We start from the raw sequence: 15,602 nt of genomic DNA, 5'->3' as shown, positions 1-15,602 counted from the left end.
CGCCTGAGGACGGCCCCGCGAGCTCAGAGGATGGGGAACCCGAAGCCGATCCCGAGCAGCGCGCCATAGGCGAGTGCGGCGAGACTCGTCAGCCCGAGCACCGCGATCAGCTCGCGCGCCGTCTTTCCCCAGAGCACGATGATGCAGCACGGGATCGCGGCGAACAGCACCAGCCAGGTGAGCACGAGCCCAGGATGCGCGAAGAGGAATATGCCGGGCACGGCGAAGGGGAGCAGCACGCAGACGACGTAGAGGATCCGCGAGGCGCGATCTCCGATGCGCACGGAGAGCGTGCGCTTCCCGGCCAGTCTGTCGGTCTCGATGTCGCGGACGTTGTTCGCGATGAGCACCGCGACGGCGAACAGGCCGACGCCCGCGCCCGCGAACCAGGCCTCCTGGGTCTGCACGTCGGTCTGCAGCCAGACGGTGCCGACCGTGGCGACGAGACCGAAGAAGATGAACACCATGACCTCGCCGAGGCCGGCGTACCCGTAGGGGCGCTTGCCCCCCGTGTAGAACCACGCGGCGAGGATCGCGAGCACGCCGAGGGCGAGGAACCACCAGCGCTCGCTCAGCACGACCGCGATCAGGCCGCAGACCGCGGCCAGCCCGAAGAAGACGAGCGCGGTCACGAGCACCCGCTTCGGCTTCACGAGCCCCGAGCCGGTCAGCCTCGCCGGCCCCACGCGGAACTTGTCGGTACCCCGAACGCCGTCGGAGTAGTCGTTGGCGTAGTTGACGCCGATCTGCAGGAAGATCGCGACGCCGAGAGCGAGCAGCGAGAGCGTCCAGGAGAAACCGTGCACCATGTGCGCGACGCCCGCCCCCGCGGCGACCGGGGCGATGGCGAGCGGCAGCGTGCGCAGGCGCGCACCGCCCACCCAGTTGCGCCAGGTGATGCGGGGCGGGGCTCCCGCCTCCGCCCGCCGCTCGGCTGCGGCGCGCACCGCCGGGTTGCCCGATCTGCGCCGATCCCGCGCCGCCCCGGAAGCCCTCCCGGAGTTCCTCTCTCCCACCTTGCCTCTTTCCTCGTTCGCCGTTCGCCGGATCCCTGGCCATCTCGCCCGGGCCGTTCGCCGGATCCCCGATCCCCGATCCCGAATCAGTCTAGTTCGGGCCCGCCGGCCGATTCCGCGCCCGCAGAGGGTCGCATCCCGGGCTTTCATCGGAAGACCTCGGACTGCGCCCCGCGGCATCCGAGCCCTACGCGCCGGTCTGCTTGAAGCTCGCGCGGAGCATGCCGATCCAGGCATGTATCGCCGGCAGGTCGGGCTTGCCCCCCGCGAGGCGCGGGATCCGATCGGTCTCCGTAACCCAGACGGGAGCGGCGGCGGGGCCGAGGCGCTCCCGGATCGCGGCCTTGACCTCGTCGAAGCCCGCCGCCCCCTCCTCCGTCTCGACGACGAGCGTTACGCGTTCGCCCCACTCGGGATGCTCGGAGCCGATCGCGACCGCGCTCGACCAGCCGGCGTGCTCCCGCGCCGCGCGTTCGACCTCGTCGAGGGAGACGTTCACGCCGCCGGAGACGATCACCCGGTCGAGGCGGCCGGTGACGGTGAGCATGCCCCCGAGCAGCTCCCCCGCGTCTCCCGTGCGGTACCACCGGCTGCCGGCGCCATCCGCACCGATCTCCTCGATGAAGCGCTCGGCGGTGCGGGCCGGATCGCCGACGTAGCCGAGCGCGAGCGCGGAGCCGGCCAGCTGCACTTCGCCCCCGCGGATGCGGACCCGGGTGTCGCCGATCTCGACGCCGTCGTAGACGCACCCCCCGGCGGTCTCCGTCATGCCGTAGCTGCGCCTGAGCGGGACGCCGAGCTCGTGCGCCCGGCGCCGCAGATCGAGCGTCATCGCCTGGCCCCCGACCAGCACCGCGTCGAAGCGGCGGAGCGCCTCGGCCGCGTCGCGATCCCGAGCGGCGAGGTCGAGCAGTCGGGTGAACTGCACCGGCACGAGCGAGACGTAGCGCCTCCCCTCGTCGAGCTCCTCGGCACGCTCGAGCAGCGCCTCCGGGTCGAAGCGGTCGGGGGCGAACACGGGTTCGGTGCCGGCCACGATGCTGCGCACCAGCATCTGCACGCCCGAGATGAGGTTCGTCGGCAGCGATACCAGCCACTGGCCCGCTCCTCCCAACTCCTCGAGGGTGGCCTCCGCGCTCGAGCGCAGGGCGTCCGCGGAGAGGGCCACCGACTTCGGCGTGCCGGTCGAGCCCGACGTGCGGATCACGAGAGCCGCACCCTGCGGCAGCTCTGCACCCTGGACCGCGGAGACGGTCTCGGGCGGAGTGTCTGCCGGCACGGGCAGGACGGGCGCACCGCCCGCGAGCGCGTCGGCGAGCGCGGCGTGCAGCCAGGCCCGGTCGTCGGTCGGGATGGCGCGGAGACCGTTCGGCGAAGTCACCCCTCCAGGCTACTCCGCCCTTCAGCTCGTCAGTAGGTGCTGCCTGGCACCCCGATAGGGAGCACCTACTGACGAGCTGAAGGGGACTACGGACACGACGTGCCACCGGCGCCGGCACTAGCGCGGCACCGGCGCGACCCGGCTCAGTAGTGGTAGGGGAAGGGCGTCCAGTCGGGATCGCGCTTCTCGAGGAAGGAATCGCGCCCCTCGACCGCCTCATCGGTGCCGTAGGCGAGGCGCGTCGTCTCGCCCGCGAAGAGCTGCTGGCCCACGAGCCCGTCATCGACCGCGTTGAAGGCGTACTTCAGCATCCGGATCGCGGTGGGCGACTTGCCGAGGATCTCGCGCGCCCACTCGATGCCGGCGGCCTCGAGCTCGGCGTGCGGCACCACCGCGTTCACGGCGCCCATCTCGTAGGCGCGCTGCGCGGAGTACTCCCGGGCGAGGAAGAAGACCTCCCGGGCGTTCTTCTGCCCGATCTGGCGGGCGAAGTAGGCGCTGCCGTAGCCGGCGTCGAAGGAGCCGACGTCGGCGTCGGTCTGCTTGAAGCGGGCGTGCTCGGCGCTCGCGATCGAGAGGTCGCAGACGACGTTGAGCGAGTGGCCGCCTCCGGCCGCCCAGCCGGGGACCAGGGCGATGACGACCTTCGGCATGAAGCGGATGAGCCGCTGCACCTCGAGGATGTGCAGGCGCCCCGCGCGGGCCTGCGCCTCCGGGCCGACCGCCGTCTCGGAGTCCGAGTACTTGTAGCCGTCCCGCCCGCGGATGCGCTGGTCGCCGCCCGAGCAGAACGCCCAGCCGCCGTCCCTGGGGCTCGGTCCGTTGCCCGTGAGCAGCACGACCCCCACGCGGGGATTCACCCGAGCGCGCTCGAGGGCGTCGTAGAGCTCGTCGACGGTGTGCGGCCGGAAGGCGTTGCGCACCTCGGGCCGGTCGAACGCGATGCGCGCGATGCGGCCGTCGAGGCTGAGGTGAGCGGTGATGTCGGTGTAGCGATCGGCGCCGGGGGCGACCTCCCACTCCCCGGGATCGAAGATGTCCGAAACCTGCTGCACCGCGCCCTGATCTGTCATGCCCCCAGCCTACGGGTGGATCGCACCCCGGAGTCGGGGCGCGGAGGGAGGCCTCCGACCGCGAGAACACCCCTGACCACCACTGAGGGATCCGTAGACTCGGGGCATGGCGAGCATCACCGATCCGCAGCGCACGCCCACGCCCGTCCCTGCCGACACCCCCGCCGCGCGCACCCCCGCGACCGCACCGGAGAGCGGGACGCTCCCCCCGATCGACGCGGTGCTGTCGGCGGCGCGGGTGGTCGCGATCCCGACACGCACCCGGTTCCGCGGCATCGAGGTGCGTGAGGCGGTGGTGTTCGACGCCCCGCGAGGGCCGAGCGAGTTCTCCCCGTTCCCCGAGTACGACGACGCCGAGGCCGCGAGCTGGCTCGCCGCCGCGCTCGACTTCGGCTGGGGGGAGGCGCCCCCGCCGCTGCGCGACACGATCGCGGTGAACGCGACCGTCCCCGCCGTGGCGGCCGAGGAGGTGGCGGGGATCCTGGCCCGCTTCCCCGGGTGCACCACCGCCAAGGTGAAGGTCGCCGAGCGGGGCCAGAGCCTCGCCGACGACATCGCCCGCGTGCGCGCCGTGCGCGAGGCGATGGGGGAGGACGCGCTGATCAGGATCGACGCCAACGGCGGCTGGACGGTCGACGAGGCGGCGCACGCGCTGCGGACTCTCTCCGAGTTCGACCTCGACTACGCCGAGCAGCCGTGCGTCACCGTGCCCGAGCTGGTCGAGCTGCGGCATCGGCTGACGACGGGCCGGCGGGCCGACGATGGACAGGCCGAGGGCCGACGGGCCGAGGGCGAACGGGCCGAGGAGCCCGGCTTCCTGGCCGACGCCGCGTTCCCGGCGTCCGCTGGTCGCTCCCCGCTCGTGCGCATCGCGGCCGACGAGAGCGTGCGCAAGGCGGAGGATCCTCTGGCCGTCGCCCGCGCGGGCGCCGCGGATCTGCTCGTCGTGAAGGCGCAGCCGCTCGGCGGCGTCGGCCGGGCCCTCCGGATCGTGGAGGAGGCGGGCCTGCCCGTCGTCGTGTCGAGCGCCCTCGACACCTCGGCCGGGATCTCGATGGGTCTGCGCCTGGCAGCGGCCCTTCCCGAGCACCTGCTCGCGGGCGCATGCGGTCTGGGCACGGTCGCGCTGCTGCAGGGCGACGTCGCCGCGGACCCGCTCGTGCCGGTCGACGGCCGGCTCCGGGTACGGCGCCCCGCGCTGGATCCCGAACTGCTCGACCGCTACGCGGCGTCACCCGAGCGCGAGGCCTGGTGGCGGGAGCGGATCGCGCGGTGCCGCGCGGTTCTCGACTCCCGAGGTTCTCGGCTCTGATGCTCTCGGCTCTGAGGTTCTCGACTCTGAGGTTCGCCCCGCGTCATCCGCAGGCGATACCCGCGCGTCGCCTCATCCGCACTCGTAGCTCTGGCCCAGCAGGGAGACCTTGTGGGCGATCTTCAGGGGCCCGCCCGGGGCGGACACCCAGTTCGTGCCGTCGCGGACGGCCTCGACGTAGATGTCGGCCGTGCTGCCGGCCGCCCCGAGCAGGGTGCCGAGCAGGCCGCCCAGGAGCCCTCCCAGCAGGCCTCCGAGCAGGCCGTTGCTGAAGGTGATGCCGGTACCGGTCAGCAGATCGCTGCGCACCCACTGCGAGGCAGCGGGATCCCAGACGCGAAGCCGATAGCCGGTGGCGCCCGTCACCTCCTTCCAACTCAGCGTGGCGGTCCATCCCGTCACGAAGTTGCCTCCGCTCGCGCACCGGTACTCCGCGGGGGACGCGAGCGCCGCGGCGCTCACGGTCCCCGCGGCGGCGCGCTGGTCGTGCGTCCAGGCGGCCTCCACCGGCTCGACCGGCCGGGCCGTGCTGAGCGCGACCGACAGGACCAGCCCGCCTCCTGCGATTCCGGCGAGCAGGCGCCTCCAGAGGGCGCGTCCTCGGGCCCACGGGTGGTGCGGGCGCGAAAGCCTGCCGCTCATCGCTCCCCCTCCCGGCGTCTCCCGCGCCTGCGATGGGCGACGAGGGCCGCGCCGAGACCGATCAGGATCGCGGCCGGAGCGAGCGCCAGCCCCGCAGGGCCCGACCCGGTCACCGGAAGCTCGCCCGTGCCGGTCTCGCGGTGCTCCCCCGCAGCGGAGGCCCTGACCGTGAGCTCGATCTGCTCATCGCCGCCGGCCTCCGCATCGGGTCGGGCGGTGAGGGCGATCCGCAGGTGCGCCCTCACCGGCGTGGGGGTGCGGAGCAGTTCGCTCGGAGCGCCGTCCACGGCGATCGGGACGGCGGATCGCAGCAGTCGCTCGCCGCTCGGGCACTCTCCGGCCGACCACGGATCGTCGCAGCTCCTCACCTCCGCCGCGACGCCGACGAGCGGGTCGCCCCGGCCCTCGATCGTCAGCGTCAGCTCGCCCCCGCTCGGGGCCGCCGTTGCGTCGGCGTGGAGATGCCAGTGGAGCGGCAGCTCCGCATCGAGGGGATGCGGGCCTCCCTCGGGGAGATCGGAGTGCAGCGTCAGCGCATCGCGCGTCGAGTCCGGCTCCACCGCGGTCGCGGGCGCCGCCCGCCCGGGCGCCCAGGGGAGCAGGATCCCGATCAGCACCGCGATCGCACCCGCCGCGGCGGCGCGACGGCGACCGCGCTTCGGCCGCCTCGGCTCGGCCGGCGCGGGATCCCGCGGCCAGAACGCCCAGGTCACGAGCAGCGCGGCCCCCACCGTGATGCCGCCGAGCACCCAGGGGCTGCCGAACCACACGATCACGTGAGCCAGATGCGGTACGGAGCCGACCACGACCCTGCCCCGCTCGATCGTGTACGGGAGCGGATCCTCGACGTCGTTCGCGTCGCCCCGCATCGTGATGACGCGCTCGGCCGCCGAGGGGCCCGCCGCGACGCTCGTGACGCGGTGGGTGACGGGCAGGCTCCCGGGGCGGTCGACGGTGAGCACATCCCCAACCGACACCTCGCCCGCCGGGATCTCGCGCACCAGGGCGACGGATCCCGCCGGGATCGTGGGCGACATCGACCCGGTCTTGAACATGACGAGCGAGTATCCGCCGGCGAAGGCGAGGATCACCAGGACGATGCAGGCAGCCCCGCCCAGCGCCGCGATCGTGAGCAGCGTCTCGCGCAGCGCACGGGCGACCGCGCGGGCGGCGCGGCCCATGGAGCCCGGCGCCCTCGACGGGGCAGGAGTCGCCCCGTCCGCCGCGGGAGTCGCCACGCCCGCGGCCGGGCCCGCCCCGACCGGGGCGCGCGGGGTCCCGTCCGCTCTCCGAAGATTCGATCCGACCACGGCGCCCGCCCTCAGCTCGTCGGCGTCGAGCCGGTGAAGGTCCAGGTGGGGGTCACGCTGCCGCCCTGGGCCTCATTGGGCGCGTCGGCCGACAGCGTGATGACCACGCAGTAGGTCACCGTGTTGGCGCTCGCGGCCTTGAGCGGCTGCGCGGTCAGCGCCGGGACGTTCTGCAGTCCCGTCACCTCCGTGCCCGGCGTCGAGGTGGTGCAGCTCGGGGCGTTCGAGGCCGCCCCGTCCGCGGCGGTCGCCGAGATGCGCACCCTCGTGGCATCCCGCAGCCGTTCGTGATTGGAGCCCGGCGCCGGGGTCGACGCGAACGTCACGCCGCTGAGGTTCACGGTGCCGGCCACGCTGCCGGTGTTCTGGATCTGGATCCAGGCCGCGCGGCTCTGCCCCGGGTACAGTCCGGCCGCCGAGAGCGGCAGCGCGGCGGCCGTGGTGGTGTGGTTCGCCCACGGCGTCGGAGCGGGCCCGACGCGCGACTGCAGCGCGAACGTCCCCGCCGTCACGGTGGCCGTGGCCCGCTCCTCGTCCGTCCAGGCGGCGAGCGTCGCGGTCCCGCCGACGCCCAGCACGAGGGCACCGGCCAGCAGCGCCCGGACACGCGCGAGCGTGCTCGGGCGCTGCCGCGGCGAAGCGTGCCGCGAGGTGCGGCGGGAGCTCATCGGGACCTGCGCTGCCGTGAGGCCTCCGCTACTGCGAGACCGCGTTCCACTGCCAGACCACGTCGCCGGTCTCGCCCTGCTCGAGCACGGCGGCGGAGCCGGCGGTCACCTCGAGGCACAGGTTCACCTGGTCGTCGGGGCTCATGGCGAAGGAGCTCGCCGTGGGGGTGCCGCCGGCGAACGCGGTCGCGTCGCAGGTGGTGCCGGCGATGGTGTTCGAGGCGAACGTCAGGTCGCCGGCCTCGAGGGTGGATCCCGCTGCGAGCGCCGGAGCGACCGGGGTGACGGTCGCGTCGGACGTGCCCTCGAGCTTGAGCGAGTAGAGCGCGTAGACCGTATCTCCGGGTGTGAGGTTGTCGAAGCCCTGCGTGAAGCTCAGATCCGCCGCGCCGCCGACCGAGGCGTGATCCTCGAAGGTCGCGCCGTCGGCCGAGCCCTGGAAGGTGAACGAGCCTGCGGTGAAGGTGCCAGTCGCGAACTCGGAGTCGTTCCACGCGGCGAGCGTGACCGCGGCGCCCACCCCGAGCACGAGCCCGCCCGCGAGCACCGCGGTGATCTTGCGCCGCTTCGAGCTCGCGGCGCTCGTCGTCCGCGCCGCCGCGCCGGTCTCAATAACATCCTGTGCCATCTTCGGCTCCCCTGTGATCGCGTTCGAATAGAGACGCCTCCCCATTCGGCGTCGATTCAGATGCTACGGAGATGAAGATCACGTTTATGCAACAGACGATGAAGTATGCACGAGAAGCCCGCATCCTGCGCGAAATGTCTGCGGCGGGGAGAGGAGCTGCTGGGGCGCCGCAGAGCGGACGGCCGCGGCGACGGTCCGGCGCCGGGGGCCGCGGCTACGGGGCGGGCGGACGTGGCGTGGTCGGCGCGTCCGACCCACCCGGCGGGCGCGGCGCGTCCGGCCCACCCGACCCACCCGGCGCTTGCGAGCCCCGCCGCGGATCCGCACCACGCGAAGCCCGCTGCGCATTCGACGCCCCGCCTCCGAGCGCGAGCACCCCGGCCGCGAGGATCAGCGCGAAGCCCGCCGCGTCGAAGAGCGTCGGTCGCTCCCCCAGCAGCAGCACGCCCGAGAGCATCCCGAAGACCGGCACGAGCAGGGTGCCCAGGCCGGCCACGCTCGCGGGAAGACGCTGCACCACCTGGAACCAGAGCAGGTAGGCGACGGCCGTGCCGATGAGGGTCGTGTAGGCGAGCCCGGCCCACGCGGTCGGACCGGGTGCGGCGTGCAGGATGCGGCCGCCCTCGATGAGCAGCGCCGCCGCGGAGACGACCGCCCCGGCGAGCAGCTGCCAGACGGTGACCGCCAGGGGCGGCGCGTCTGGACGCGCCCACTTCAGGTACACGGTGCCCACGGCCCAGCTGAGCGCGGCGGCGAGCGCGGCGAGCACGCCGATGGAGAACCCGTCGGCGAGCACCGGCAGCATGAGCACGCCGAGACCGAGGATCCCGAGGCACATCGCGGCGACCCGCTTCGCGCCCAGCACCTCGCCCAGGAAGAATCGGCTGAGCAGCGCCACCCAGATCGGCATCGTGTACACCACGATCGAGGTGCGGCCGGCCGTCGTGTTGAGCAGCGCGATCGCGGAGAGCACCCCGAAGCCGGCGACGCCGAAGGCCCCCGCGACGAGCAGGTGCAGGTAGTCGATCGACCGGGGCAGCCGCAGCCGTACCCGGAGCACCAGCGCGAGCAGGAGGAGGAGCAGCGCGCCTCCTCCGAAGGAGAGCGCGCGGAACGCCCAGGGGGTCATCGCGTCGAGCCCGAAGCGGGCGGACACGAAGTTGACGCCCCAGATCGCGGTGACGAGCAGCAGCGTCGCCCGGCTCGTCGCCCCCGAGCGATCGTCGTTCCTCACCTCATCGATCCTTCCTGGAGCCCTGTGCCTTCCTCGAGCCTGGCGCCGTCCTCGGATCCAGCACCGGCGGCGCCGGCTACGGCGCGAGCAGCGGCCAGGGCCGGATCGCCTCGAGGGCGGCGCCGGCGCGGAACACCGACTCCTCGGCGTAGGGGTGCCCCACGATCTGCATGCCCACGGGCAGGCCGTTGCCGGCGAACCCGACGGGCACCGACAGCACGGGGCAGCGGTTGTTCACGTTGAAGGGTACCGTGATGTGCCCTTCCCAGTAGTGCTCGAGGTGCACGCCGACGCCAGCGGCCGACACGGCGTCCACGCCCTCGAGATAGCTGCCGTCGGCGCGCAGCCCGTCGACGGCGTTGACCGGCGCGAGCAGCACGTCGTAGCCGGCCATCGCCCCGGCGAGCTCGGCCTGCATCCGCGCCTCGCCGGCGAGGGTCTCGACGAGGCTCATCCGCCCGGCCGCCGCGGCCGTGTCGGCGATGAAGCGCTGCGTGTAATCGGCGAGATCGGGCAGCCCATCCGTCACCTGCGCCATCGCCGGCCCCAGGATGTTGCCGAAGTGGCCCATCGTGATGTCGCGCACCGAAGCCGTCGACCACGGCAGCTCGACCTCCTCGACGACGGCGCCGGCCGCCGCGAGCTGCGCCGCCGCCTCGCGCACGGCGCGCTCGACGTCGGGGTGCACGGGGTAGTCGCCCGGGCGCGCGACGAGCGCGATCCGCTTGCCCGCGAGCCACGCGGCGGCATCCGGGAACTCGACGGGGATCCGCCCCTCGCCCGGCACCGTACCGTGGTCGACGGGGTGGATGCCCGTGAGCACGTTCGTGAGCAGCGCCGTGTCGGCCACGCTGCGCCCCATGGGCCCGTCTCCGCGGTACCAGTCCGCGGCGAGCGGCGGCAGACCGGGGATGCGGCCGTAGGGGGCCTTGTAACCGACGACGCCGCAGAAGGCGGCGGGGATGCGGGTGGATCCCGCGATGTCCGAGGCCGTGGCGAGCGGCGCGTACCCGGCGGCGAGCGCGGCGCCTGCCCCGCCCGAGGACCCGCCGGGCGAGAGCTCACGGTTCCAGGGGTTGCGGGTGACCCCCCAGAGCTTCGAGTGCGTCACGGTGGCGCAGCTGAACTCGGGCGAGCTCGTGCGGGCGTGCACGATGCCGCCCGCAGCCGAGATCCGCTCGATCACGGGGTGGTCGGCCGCGGCGACCTCGTCGCGCAGCGCGTAGATGCCCTGACTCAGCGGTTCGCCGGCGATCCCGTGCTTCTCCTTGGTGGCGACGGGAAGGCCGAGCAGGGCCGTCTCCCCCTCGCCCAGCGGCGCCAGATCGCCGCCGTCGGCGTAGCGGCGCTCGGCGGCCGCCGCTGCGTCCCGGCTGCGGTCGAGCGTCTGCACGACGGCGTTCACCGCGTCGGCGCCGCCATGCTGGTCGACCGCGTCGATCCGATCCAGCACGGCCGTCAGCAGCTCGACCGGCGAGAGCTCCCGCGCGCGGAACCGGCGGAGCGCCTCGACCGCGCCGAGCTCGTGGAGGGCTTCGGGTGCCACGATCGCTACCGCCCCTCGCCCGAAGCGGAGCCGGAGCCCGAGCCCTCGGGGGCCGTCCCGGGGTAGGTGACCCCGTCGAGCGCGCCGGTGAGCATCTCCGAGATCACGCCGGTGAGGCCGCGCAGGCCGTTCACCATGTCCTCGTCCTTCGTGAACTCGCGCTCGCAGTGCGAGACGCCGTCGACCGAGGGCACGAACAGCATGACCGTGGGGGTGGCGGTGTTGAGCGGCACGGTGTCGTGGCCCGCCATGGTCTGGATGCGCCGGATGCTGAAGCCGAGATCCTTCGCCACCCGCTCCGAGAGCTCGATGCCCTCCTGCGGGAAGTAGCGGTTGGGCCGGATGTCGAAGTCGCGCGCGACGACCTCGACGTCCTCGCGCTTCGCGACCTCCTGGAAGCGCTCCATGAGGGTGTCGCGCGCCTGCTGCACGATCGCGGGATCGTTCGCGCGGAGGTCGGCCACGAGGTGCACGCGGCTGTTCACGACGATGGGCGAGTTGGGCTCGACCGTCATCTGGCCGACCGAGGAGACGAGCGACTCGGCGGGGAACTCCGCGCAGATGTCGCGGGCCATCAGGATGATCTGGGCCGCGGCGACGAGCGCGTCGCGGCGGTCGGCCATCGCGGTCGCCCCCGTGTGGGACTGCTCGCCGAGCACCTCGACGTCGATCTTCTGGGTGTACCAGCTGGAGTCGACCGCGCCGAGCTCGATGCCCTCGCGCTCGAGGATGCGGCCCTGCTCGATGTGGATCTCGGCGTAGCCGGCGAGCTCGCGCGGCCCCTCGCCCGTGCCGAGGTAGCCGATGCCGTCGAGCGCCTCGCGCACGCTCGTGCCCTCGAGGTCGCGCACGGCGAGGATCTCCTCGCGGTCCATGAGCCCCGTGTAGACGGAGCTGCCCATGATCGACGGGGCGAAGCGGCTGCCCTCCTCGTTGAACCAGTCGACGACCACGAGGTTGTAGTTCGGCTGCAGCTCTCCCGCGCGCACGCGGCGCTCGATCTCCGCGGCCGCGTGCAGGGAGGCCAGCACGCCGTAGGCGCCGTCGAAGCGGCCGGCGCGGGGCTGGGAGTCGAGATGGGAGCCGGTGAGCACGGCGGGCGCTCCGGGCACGAACTCCACGGTCGCGAAGATGTTCCCGACGCCGTCGACGTCGACCCTCCAGCCGCGCTCCTTCGCGAAGGCGACGAACCAGTCGCGGGTCTCGCGATCCTTCTCGGTGGCCGCCTGGCGCTCGACGCCGCGGTGCTCGGTGGCGCCGATGGTGGCGACGTGGTGGAAATCCTTGAGGAAGCTGTCTGCGATGCTCATTCTTCTGGTTCTCGGTGATTCTCTCGTGGTTCTCGGGATGGGACGGGAGGGTGCGGGATCCCGGCGCCCCCTCGAGCGGGCGGCCTTCGGGATCCCGAACCCGTGCTCAGTGGCGCAGGCCGCGGGTCTCGGGCACCTTCGTGATCGCCATGGCGACGAGCGTGAGCAGCGCGATGCCGATCACGTAGAAGGCCGGCGAGAACGGCACCTCGGTGGCGTTCACGAGCGCGGTGCCGACGAAGGGCGCGGTGCCGCCCAGCAGCGCGTAGCCGAGGTTGTAGCTGAACGCCGCCGAGGTGAAGCGGGTCTTCGTGTCGAACACCTCGATGAAGAAGGTGTAGCAGCCGCCGCCGTAGAAGCAGATGGCGAGCACGAAGAGGAGCTGGCCGCACATCGCGAGGGGCACGCTGCCGCTCGTGACGAGGAGGAAGGACGGGATCGCCAGCACCGCGATCGTGATCGCGCCGCCGATCAGCATGGGGCGGCGCCCGATCCGGTCGCCGATGGCGCCGGCGACGGGGAGCAGGACGGTGTAGGCGAGCATCGCGAAGCCGTTGAGCAGCAGCGCCTGGTCGCGGCTCAGGTTGCCGGAGGTCTGCACGAAGGGCACGAAGTAGCCGGAGAGGAAGTAGAAGCCCATGGCGGTGAGGCCCATGACGAAGACGACCTGGATCATCTTGAGCCAGTTGGTGCGGAAGGCCTCGCGCACCGGGGAGTGCTTGGCGACCTCGACCTCGGCCGCGACCTCGGCGGCCTGCTCCGCCTGCTCGCGCGCCATCTCCTTGAACGCGGGGGACTCCTCGGTCTTCGCCCGGATCCAGAGGCCGACGAGCGCGAGCGGCAGGGCGATGAGGAACGGCACGCGCCAGCCCCAGGCGGTGAAGGCCTCGTCGTTCATGGAGATCGAGAGGAAGAAGATGAAGAAGGCCGCGGCCACGGAGGGCAGCGCCGTCGCGGCGAGGGTGATGTTGACGAACAGGCCGCGGCGGTTGACCGGCGCGTGCTCGAAGACGAAGGAGGGGGCGCCCGCCGATTCGCCGCCGGCAGAGAGCCCCTGCACGAGACGCAGCAGCACGAGCAGGATCGGCGCGATCGGGCCCGCCGTCTCGAAGGTCGGCAGCAGGCCGATGCCCGTGGTCGCCACGCCGATCAGCAGGAGTGTGATGACGAGCACGTTGCGGCGGCCGATGCGGTCGCCGAGGGAACCGAAGATGAGGCCGCCGATGGGGCGCACGAAGAACGCGACGCCGAACGTCGCGAACAGCGCGAGCAGCCCCGCCAGCTGATTGTCGGAGGGGAAGAAGAGCGCGGAGAGGACGACCGCGGAGAGCCCGTAGAGGGCGAAGTCGTAGAACTCGATGAACTGGCCGACGCTGCCGCCGAGCAGCACGCGGCGCTGCATGCGGGTGATGCCCGTGTGCTCGCCGCTGTCGAACGCGTGGATCTCACCGGCGTGGCCGCCCGGCCTGGTACCTGGAGAAGCTTCATTGCTTATGTGGTTCATGGTCATCAGAACCTACGGACAGCCATAGCCCCTGTCAATGCGTGTCCCGGGCCCGAGCTGCGGCGAAAGCGGGCTTCCACCGGTCGAATATTTCCGGCGCGTTTCGGAAGATCGTGCATTCCGCAATGATGCACCCCGCGCCGAAGCGCGGTTTGGTGCCGGGTTTCGCGCATCCGCCGGCGACGGCGCTCGCAATGAATAATCGATTTCAACTAAATAAAACTGATACCGATGGCAAGATTCTTTGCGTGCGAAACCGGCCGGCAGCGCTCAGCGCGAGGGCGCGTAGAGACGGCGGCAGACCTCGTTGAACGCCTCGACGCGCTGCGACTCCTCGCCGAGCCTGCGCACCAGCCGCAGACTCAGGCCGGGCAGCTCCTCCTCGAGCTCCACGGCCACGACCTTCGTGCCGCCGTAGGTGAGGTCGTGCGCGACGCGCTGATTGAGGAGCGACACCCCGAACCCGCGGCCCACCAGCCCCCGCACGGTCTCGTACCCCTTGACGCGGAACCTCACCTGCGGCTCGACGCCGACCGAGCGGATTAGTCCCAGGTAGTAGGAGGCGGTGTGCGGGAGGTCGAGCAGGATCAGCGGGTCGGAGGCGAACCTCCTGAGGCTCACCGGTTTCCGGGCGCCGGCCAGCGGGTGCTCGGGCGACACGATCATGTGGGGCTGGATCGTCTCGAGCAGCTCCGCCTCGTGATGCTCGAACGGCGCCATGGCATAGGCCAGCGCCACGTCGATCTCCTGCTCGTCGAGCATCCGCACCAGCTCGTCGTGGTCGGCCTCGACGAGCTCCAGCGCGATCTGGGGGTGCCGCCTGGTGAACGCGTGCACCACCGTCGGCGCCCGGAACGGCGCCATCGGCAGGTACATGCCGACCCGCAGCGTGCCGCTCAGGGAGCCGGCGAAGTTGCCCGCCCGCTCCGACATGCTCTCCGCGTGCGAGAGCAGCGCGACGGCGTCGAGGTGGAACTGCCGCCCTGCGGCCGTGAGCCGGATCCCCTTGCGCGGAACGCGCTCGAAGAGCGTCGCCCCCAGATCGCGCTCCAGCTGGTTGATCGCCGTCGACAGCGCCGGCTGCGAGACGTGCAGCTTCCGGGCCGCCTCGGTCATGCTGCCCGCGCGCGCCGTCTCGGTGAAGTAGCGCAGCTGGATCAGCGTGAAGTTCGCCGGCGACACGGGGCGCTCACCCCCGCGGCTCGGCCGCGCCCGCCGCACCGGGGAGGCCGGGGGCGTTCCACAGCGCCGTGTAGTCGTGGCCGAGCCGCACGACGAGGCGACGCAGGGCGGGGAGCGAGAGTCCGATCACGCAGCTCGGCGCGCCCTCGATCCGCTCGATGAAGGCCCCTGCGAGCCCGTCGATCGCGAAGCCGCCGGCGAGCTGCAGCGGCTCGCCGGTCGCCACGTAGGCCTCGAGCTCGGCGTCGCCGACGTCCGCGGAGAGCGTGACGGTCGCGGTGTCGACGGCGCCCGCGGCGGAGCGCGCTCCCGCCTCGGGGACGCCGGGCTCCGCAGCACCGCTCCCGGGTCCCCCGGTGCAGTCGACGAGCCAGTGGCCGGAGTGCAGCACCCCGGTCCGTCCGCGGTGCTGCTTCGACCGCTCCAGCGCCACCGCGGGGAGGTGGGGCTTGCCGAGGATCTCCCCGTCGAGCAGGAACGCCGAGTCCCCGCCCAGCACGAGGCCGCCGCCGATCTCGGCGATCTCGGCGCGGTGCCGCCGCACCACGTCCTCGGCCTTCAGCCGCCCGAGGTGCTCCACCAGTTCGGGAGCCGTCAGCCGTCGCCCGAGCGCCGTCTCGCGAGCGGCGACCTCGGCCTCCTCGTCCACCTCGGGCGAGAAGCACACCGGCTCGATGCCGGCGGCGCGCAGCACGGAGAGGCGGGCCGGGGACGTGGAGGCGAGGATCAGGCGCATGCGGCGATCCTACCGGCGGCGATCCTCCCGGCGACGGTCCCGCCCGCGGCGCTCCCGCCC

The 15,602-nt window shown here is 72.7% G+C and carries 14 protein-coding genes; 1 reads left to right on the top strand and 13 read right to left on the bottom strand.

Annotation, left to right across the window (positions count from 1 at the left end; all coding sequences use genetic code 11):
• Positions 1–23: 23 nt before the first annotated feature.
• The 3 genes from JD276_RS07480 to JD276_RS07470 form a co-directional block, all read right to left on the bottom strand.
• Positions 24–1,016, bottom strand: coding sequence for a 1,4-dihydroxy-2-naphthoate polyprenyltransferase (locus tag JD276_RS07480; RefSeq protein WP_200115018.1), 993 nt, complete (start codon positions 1,014–1,016; stop codon positions 24–26).
• 187 nt (positions 1,017–1,203) lie between these two features.
• On the bottom strand, positions 1,204–2,397 hold the full coding sequence (locus JD276_RS07475) for an AMP-binding protein (protein ID WP_307866498.1): 1,194 nt from the start codon (positions 2,395–2,397) through the stop codon (positions 1,204–1,206).
• Positions 2,398–2,540: 143 nt separating this feature from the next.
• The gene (locus JD276_RS07470; RefSeq protein WP_200115017.1) at positions 2,541–3,470 is read right to left on the bottom strand and encodes a 1,4-dihydroxy-2-naphthoyl-CoA synthase; all 930 of its coding nucleotides are present in this window, start codon (positions 3,468–3,470) and stop codon (positions 2,541–2,543) included.
• A 106-nt stretch (positions 3,471–3,576) separates the two neighbouring features.
• Here JD276_RS07470 and JD276_RS07465 point away from each other — a divergent pair, with 106 nt between their 5' ends.
• Positions 3,577–4,782, top strand: a complete 1,206-nt coding sequence (locus JD276_RS07465; protein WP_200115016.1) for an o-succinylbenzoate synthase — start codon at positions 3,577–3,579, stop codon at positions 4,780–4,782.
• 72 nt (positions 4,783–4,854) lie between these two features.
• On the opposite strand, the gene JD276_RS07460 is transcribed toward JD276_RS07465, so the two are convergent.
• From JD276_RS07460 to JD276_RS07415, 10 genes are all read right to left on the bottom strand, one after another.
• On the bottom strand, positions 4,855–5,424 hold the full coding sequence (locus tag JD276_RS07460) for a hypothetical protein (RefSeq protein ID WP_200115015.1): 570 nt from the start codon (positions 5,422–5,424) through the stop codon (positions 4,855–4,857).
• Positions 5,421–6,605, bottom strand: a complete 1,185-nt coding sequence (locus JD276_RS07455; RefSeq protein WP_200115014.1) for a S24/S26 family peptidase — start codon at positions 6,603–6,605, stop codon at positions 5,421–5,423. The genes JD276_RS07460 and JD276_RS07455 overlap by 4 nt, the downstream gene beginning before the upstream one ends.
• A gap of 140 nt (positions 6,606–6,745) precedes the next feature.
• Positions 6,746–7,402, bottom strand: a complete 657-nt coding sequence (locus JD276_RS07450; protein ID WP_200115013.1) for a SipW-dependent-type signal peptide-containing protein — start codon at positions 7,400–7,402, stop codon at positions 6,746–6,748.
• A gap of 28 nt (positions 7,403–7,430) precedes the next feature.
• Entirely contained in the window at positions 7,431–8,030 is a 600-nt protein-coding gene (locus JD276_RS07445) for a SipW-dependent-type signal peptide-containing protein (protein ID WP_200115012.1), read from the bottom strand.
• A gap of 214 nt (positions 8,031–8,244) precedes the next feature.
• Positions 8,245–9,264, bottom strand: a complete 1,020-nt coding sequence (locus JD276_RS07440) for a DMT family transporter (RefSeq protein ID WP_200115011.1) — start codon at positions 9,262–9,264, stop codon at positions 8,245–8,247.
• 76 nt (positions 9,265–9,340) lie between these two features.
• On the bottom strand, positions 9,341–10,810 hold the full coding sequence (locus JD276_RS07435; RefSeq protein WP_200115010.1) for an amidase: 1,470 nt from the start codon (positions 10,808–10,810) through the stop codon (positions 9,341–9,343).
• A gap of 5 nt (positions 10,811–10,815) precedes the next feature.
• Positions 10,816–12,120 carry a M20 family metallo-hydrolase gene (locus JD276_RS07430; RefSeq protein ID WP_200115009.1) on the bottom strand — a complete coding sequence of 435 codons (1,305 nt, stop codon included), beginning with the start codon at positions 12,118–12,120 and terminating at the stop codon, positions 10,816–10,818.
• A gap of 106 nt (positions 12,121–12,226) precedes the next feature.
• The gene (locus tag JD276_RS07425) at positions 12,227–13,624 is read right to left on the bottom strand and encodes an MFS transporter (protein ID WP_233615443.1); all 1,398 of its coding nucleotides are present in this window, start codon (positions 13,622–13,624) and stop codon (positions 12,227–12,229) included.
• Between the two features lie 270 nt (positions 13,625–13,894).
• The gene (locus tag JD276_RS07420) at positions 13,895–14,806 is read right to left on the bottom strand and encodes a LysR family transcriptional regulator (RefSeq protein WP_200115007.1); all 912 of its coding nucleotides are present in this window, start codon (positions 14,804–14,806) and stop codon (positions 13,895–13,897) included.
• A gap of 7 nt (positions 14,807–14,813) precedes the next feature.
• Positions 14,814–15,542 (bottom strand): Maf family protein, encoded by a 729-nt coding sequence (locus JD276_RS07415; RefSeq protein WP_200115006.1) that lies wholly within the window; start codon positions 15,540–15,542, stop codon positions 14,814–14,816.
• Positions 15,543–15,602: the final 60 nt, after the last annotated feature.

The sequence above is a fragment of the Leucobacter chromiisoli genome (assembly GCF_016522505.1).
Lineage (GTDB): Bacteria > Actinomycetota > Actinomycetes > Actinomycetales > Microbacteriaceae > Leucobacter > Leucobacter chromiisoli.
Note: the sequence above shows the minus strand (reverse complement) of the source record. Positions and strands in the feature narration are given on the sequence as shown.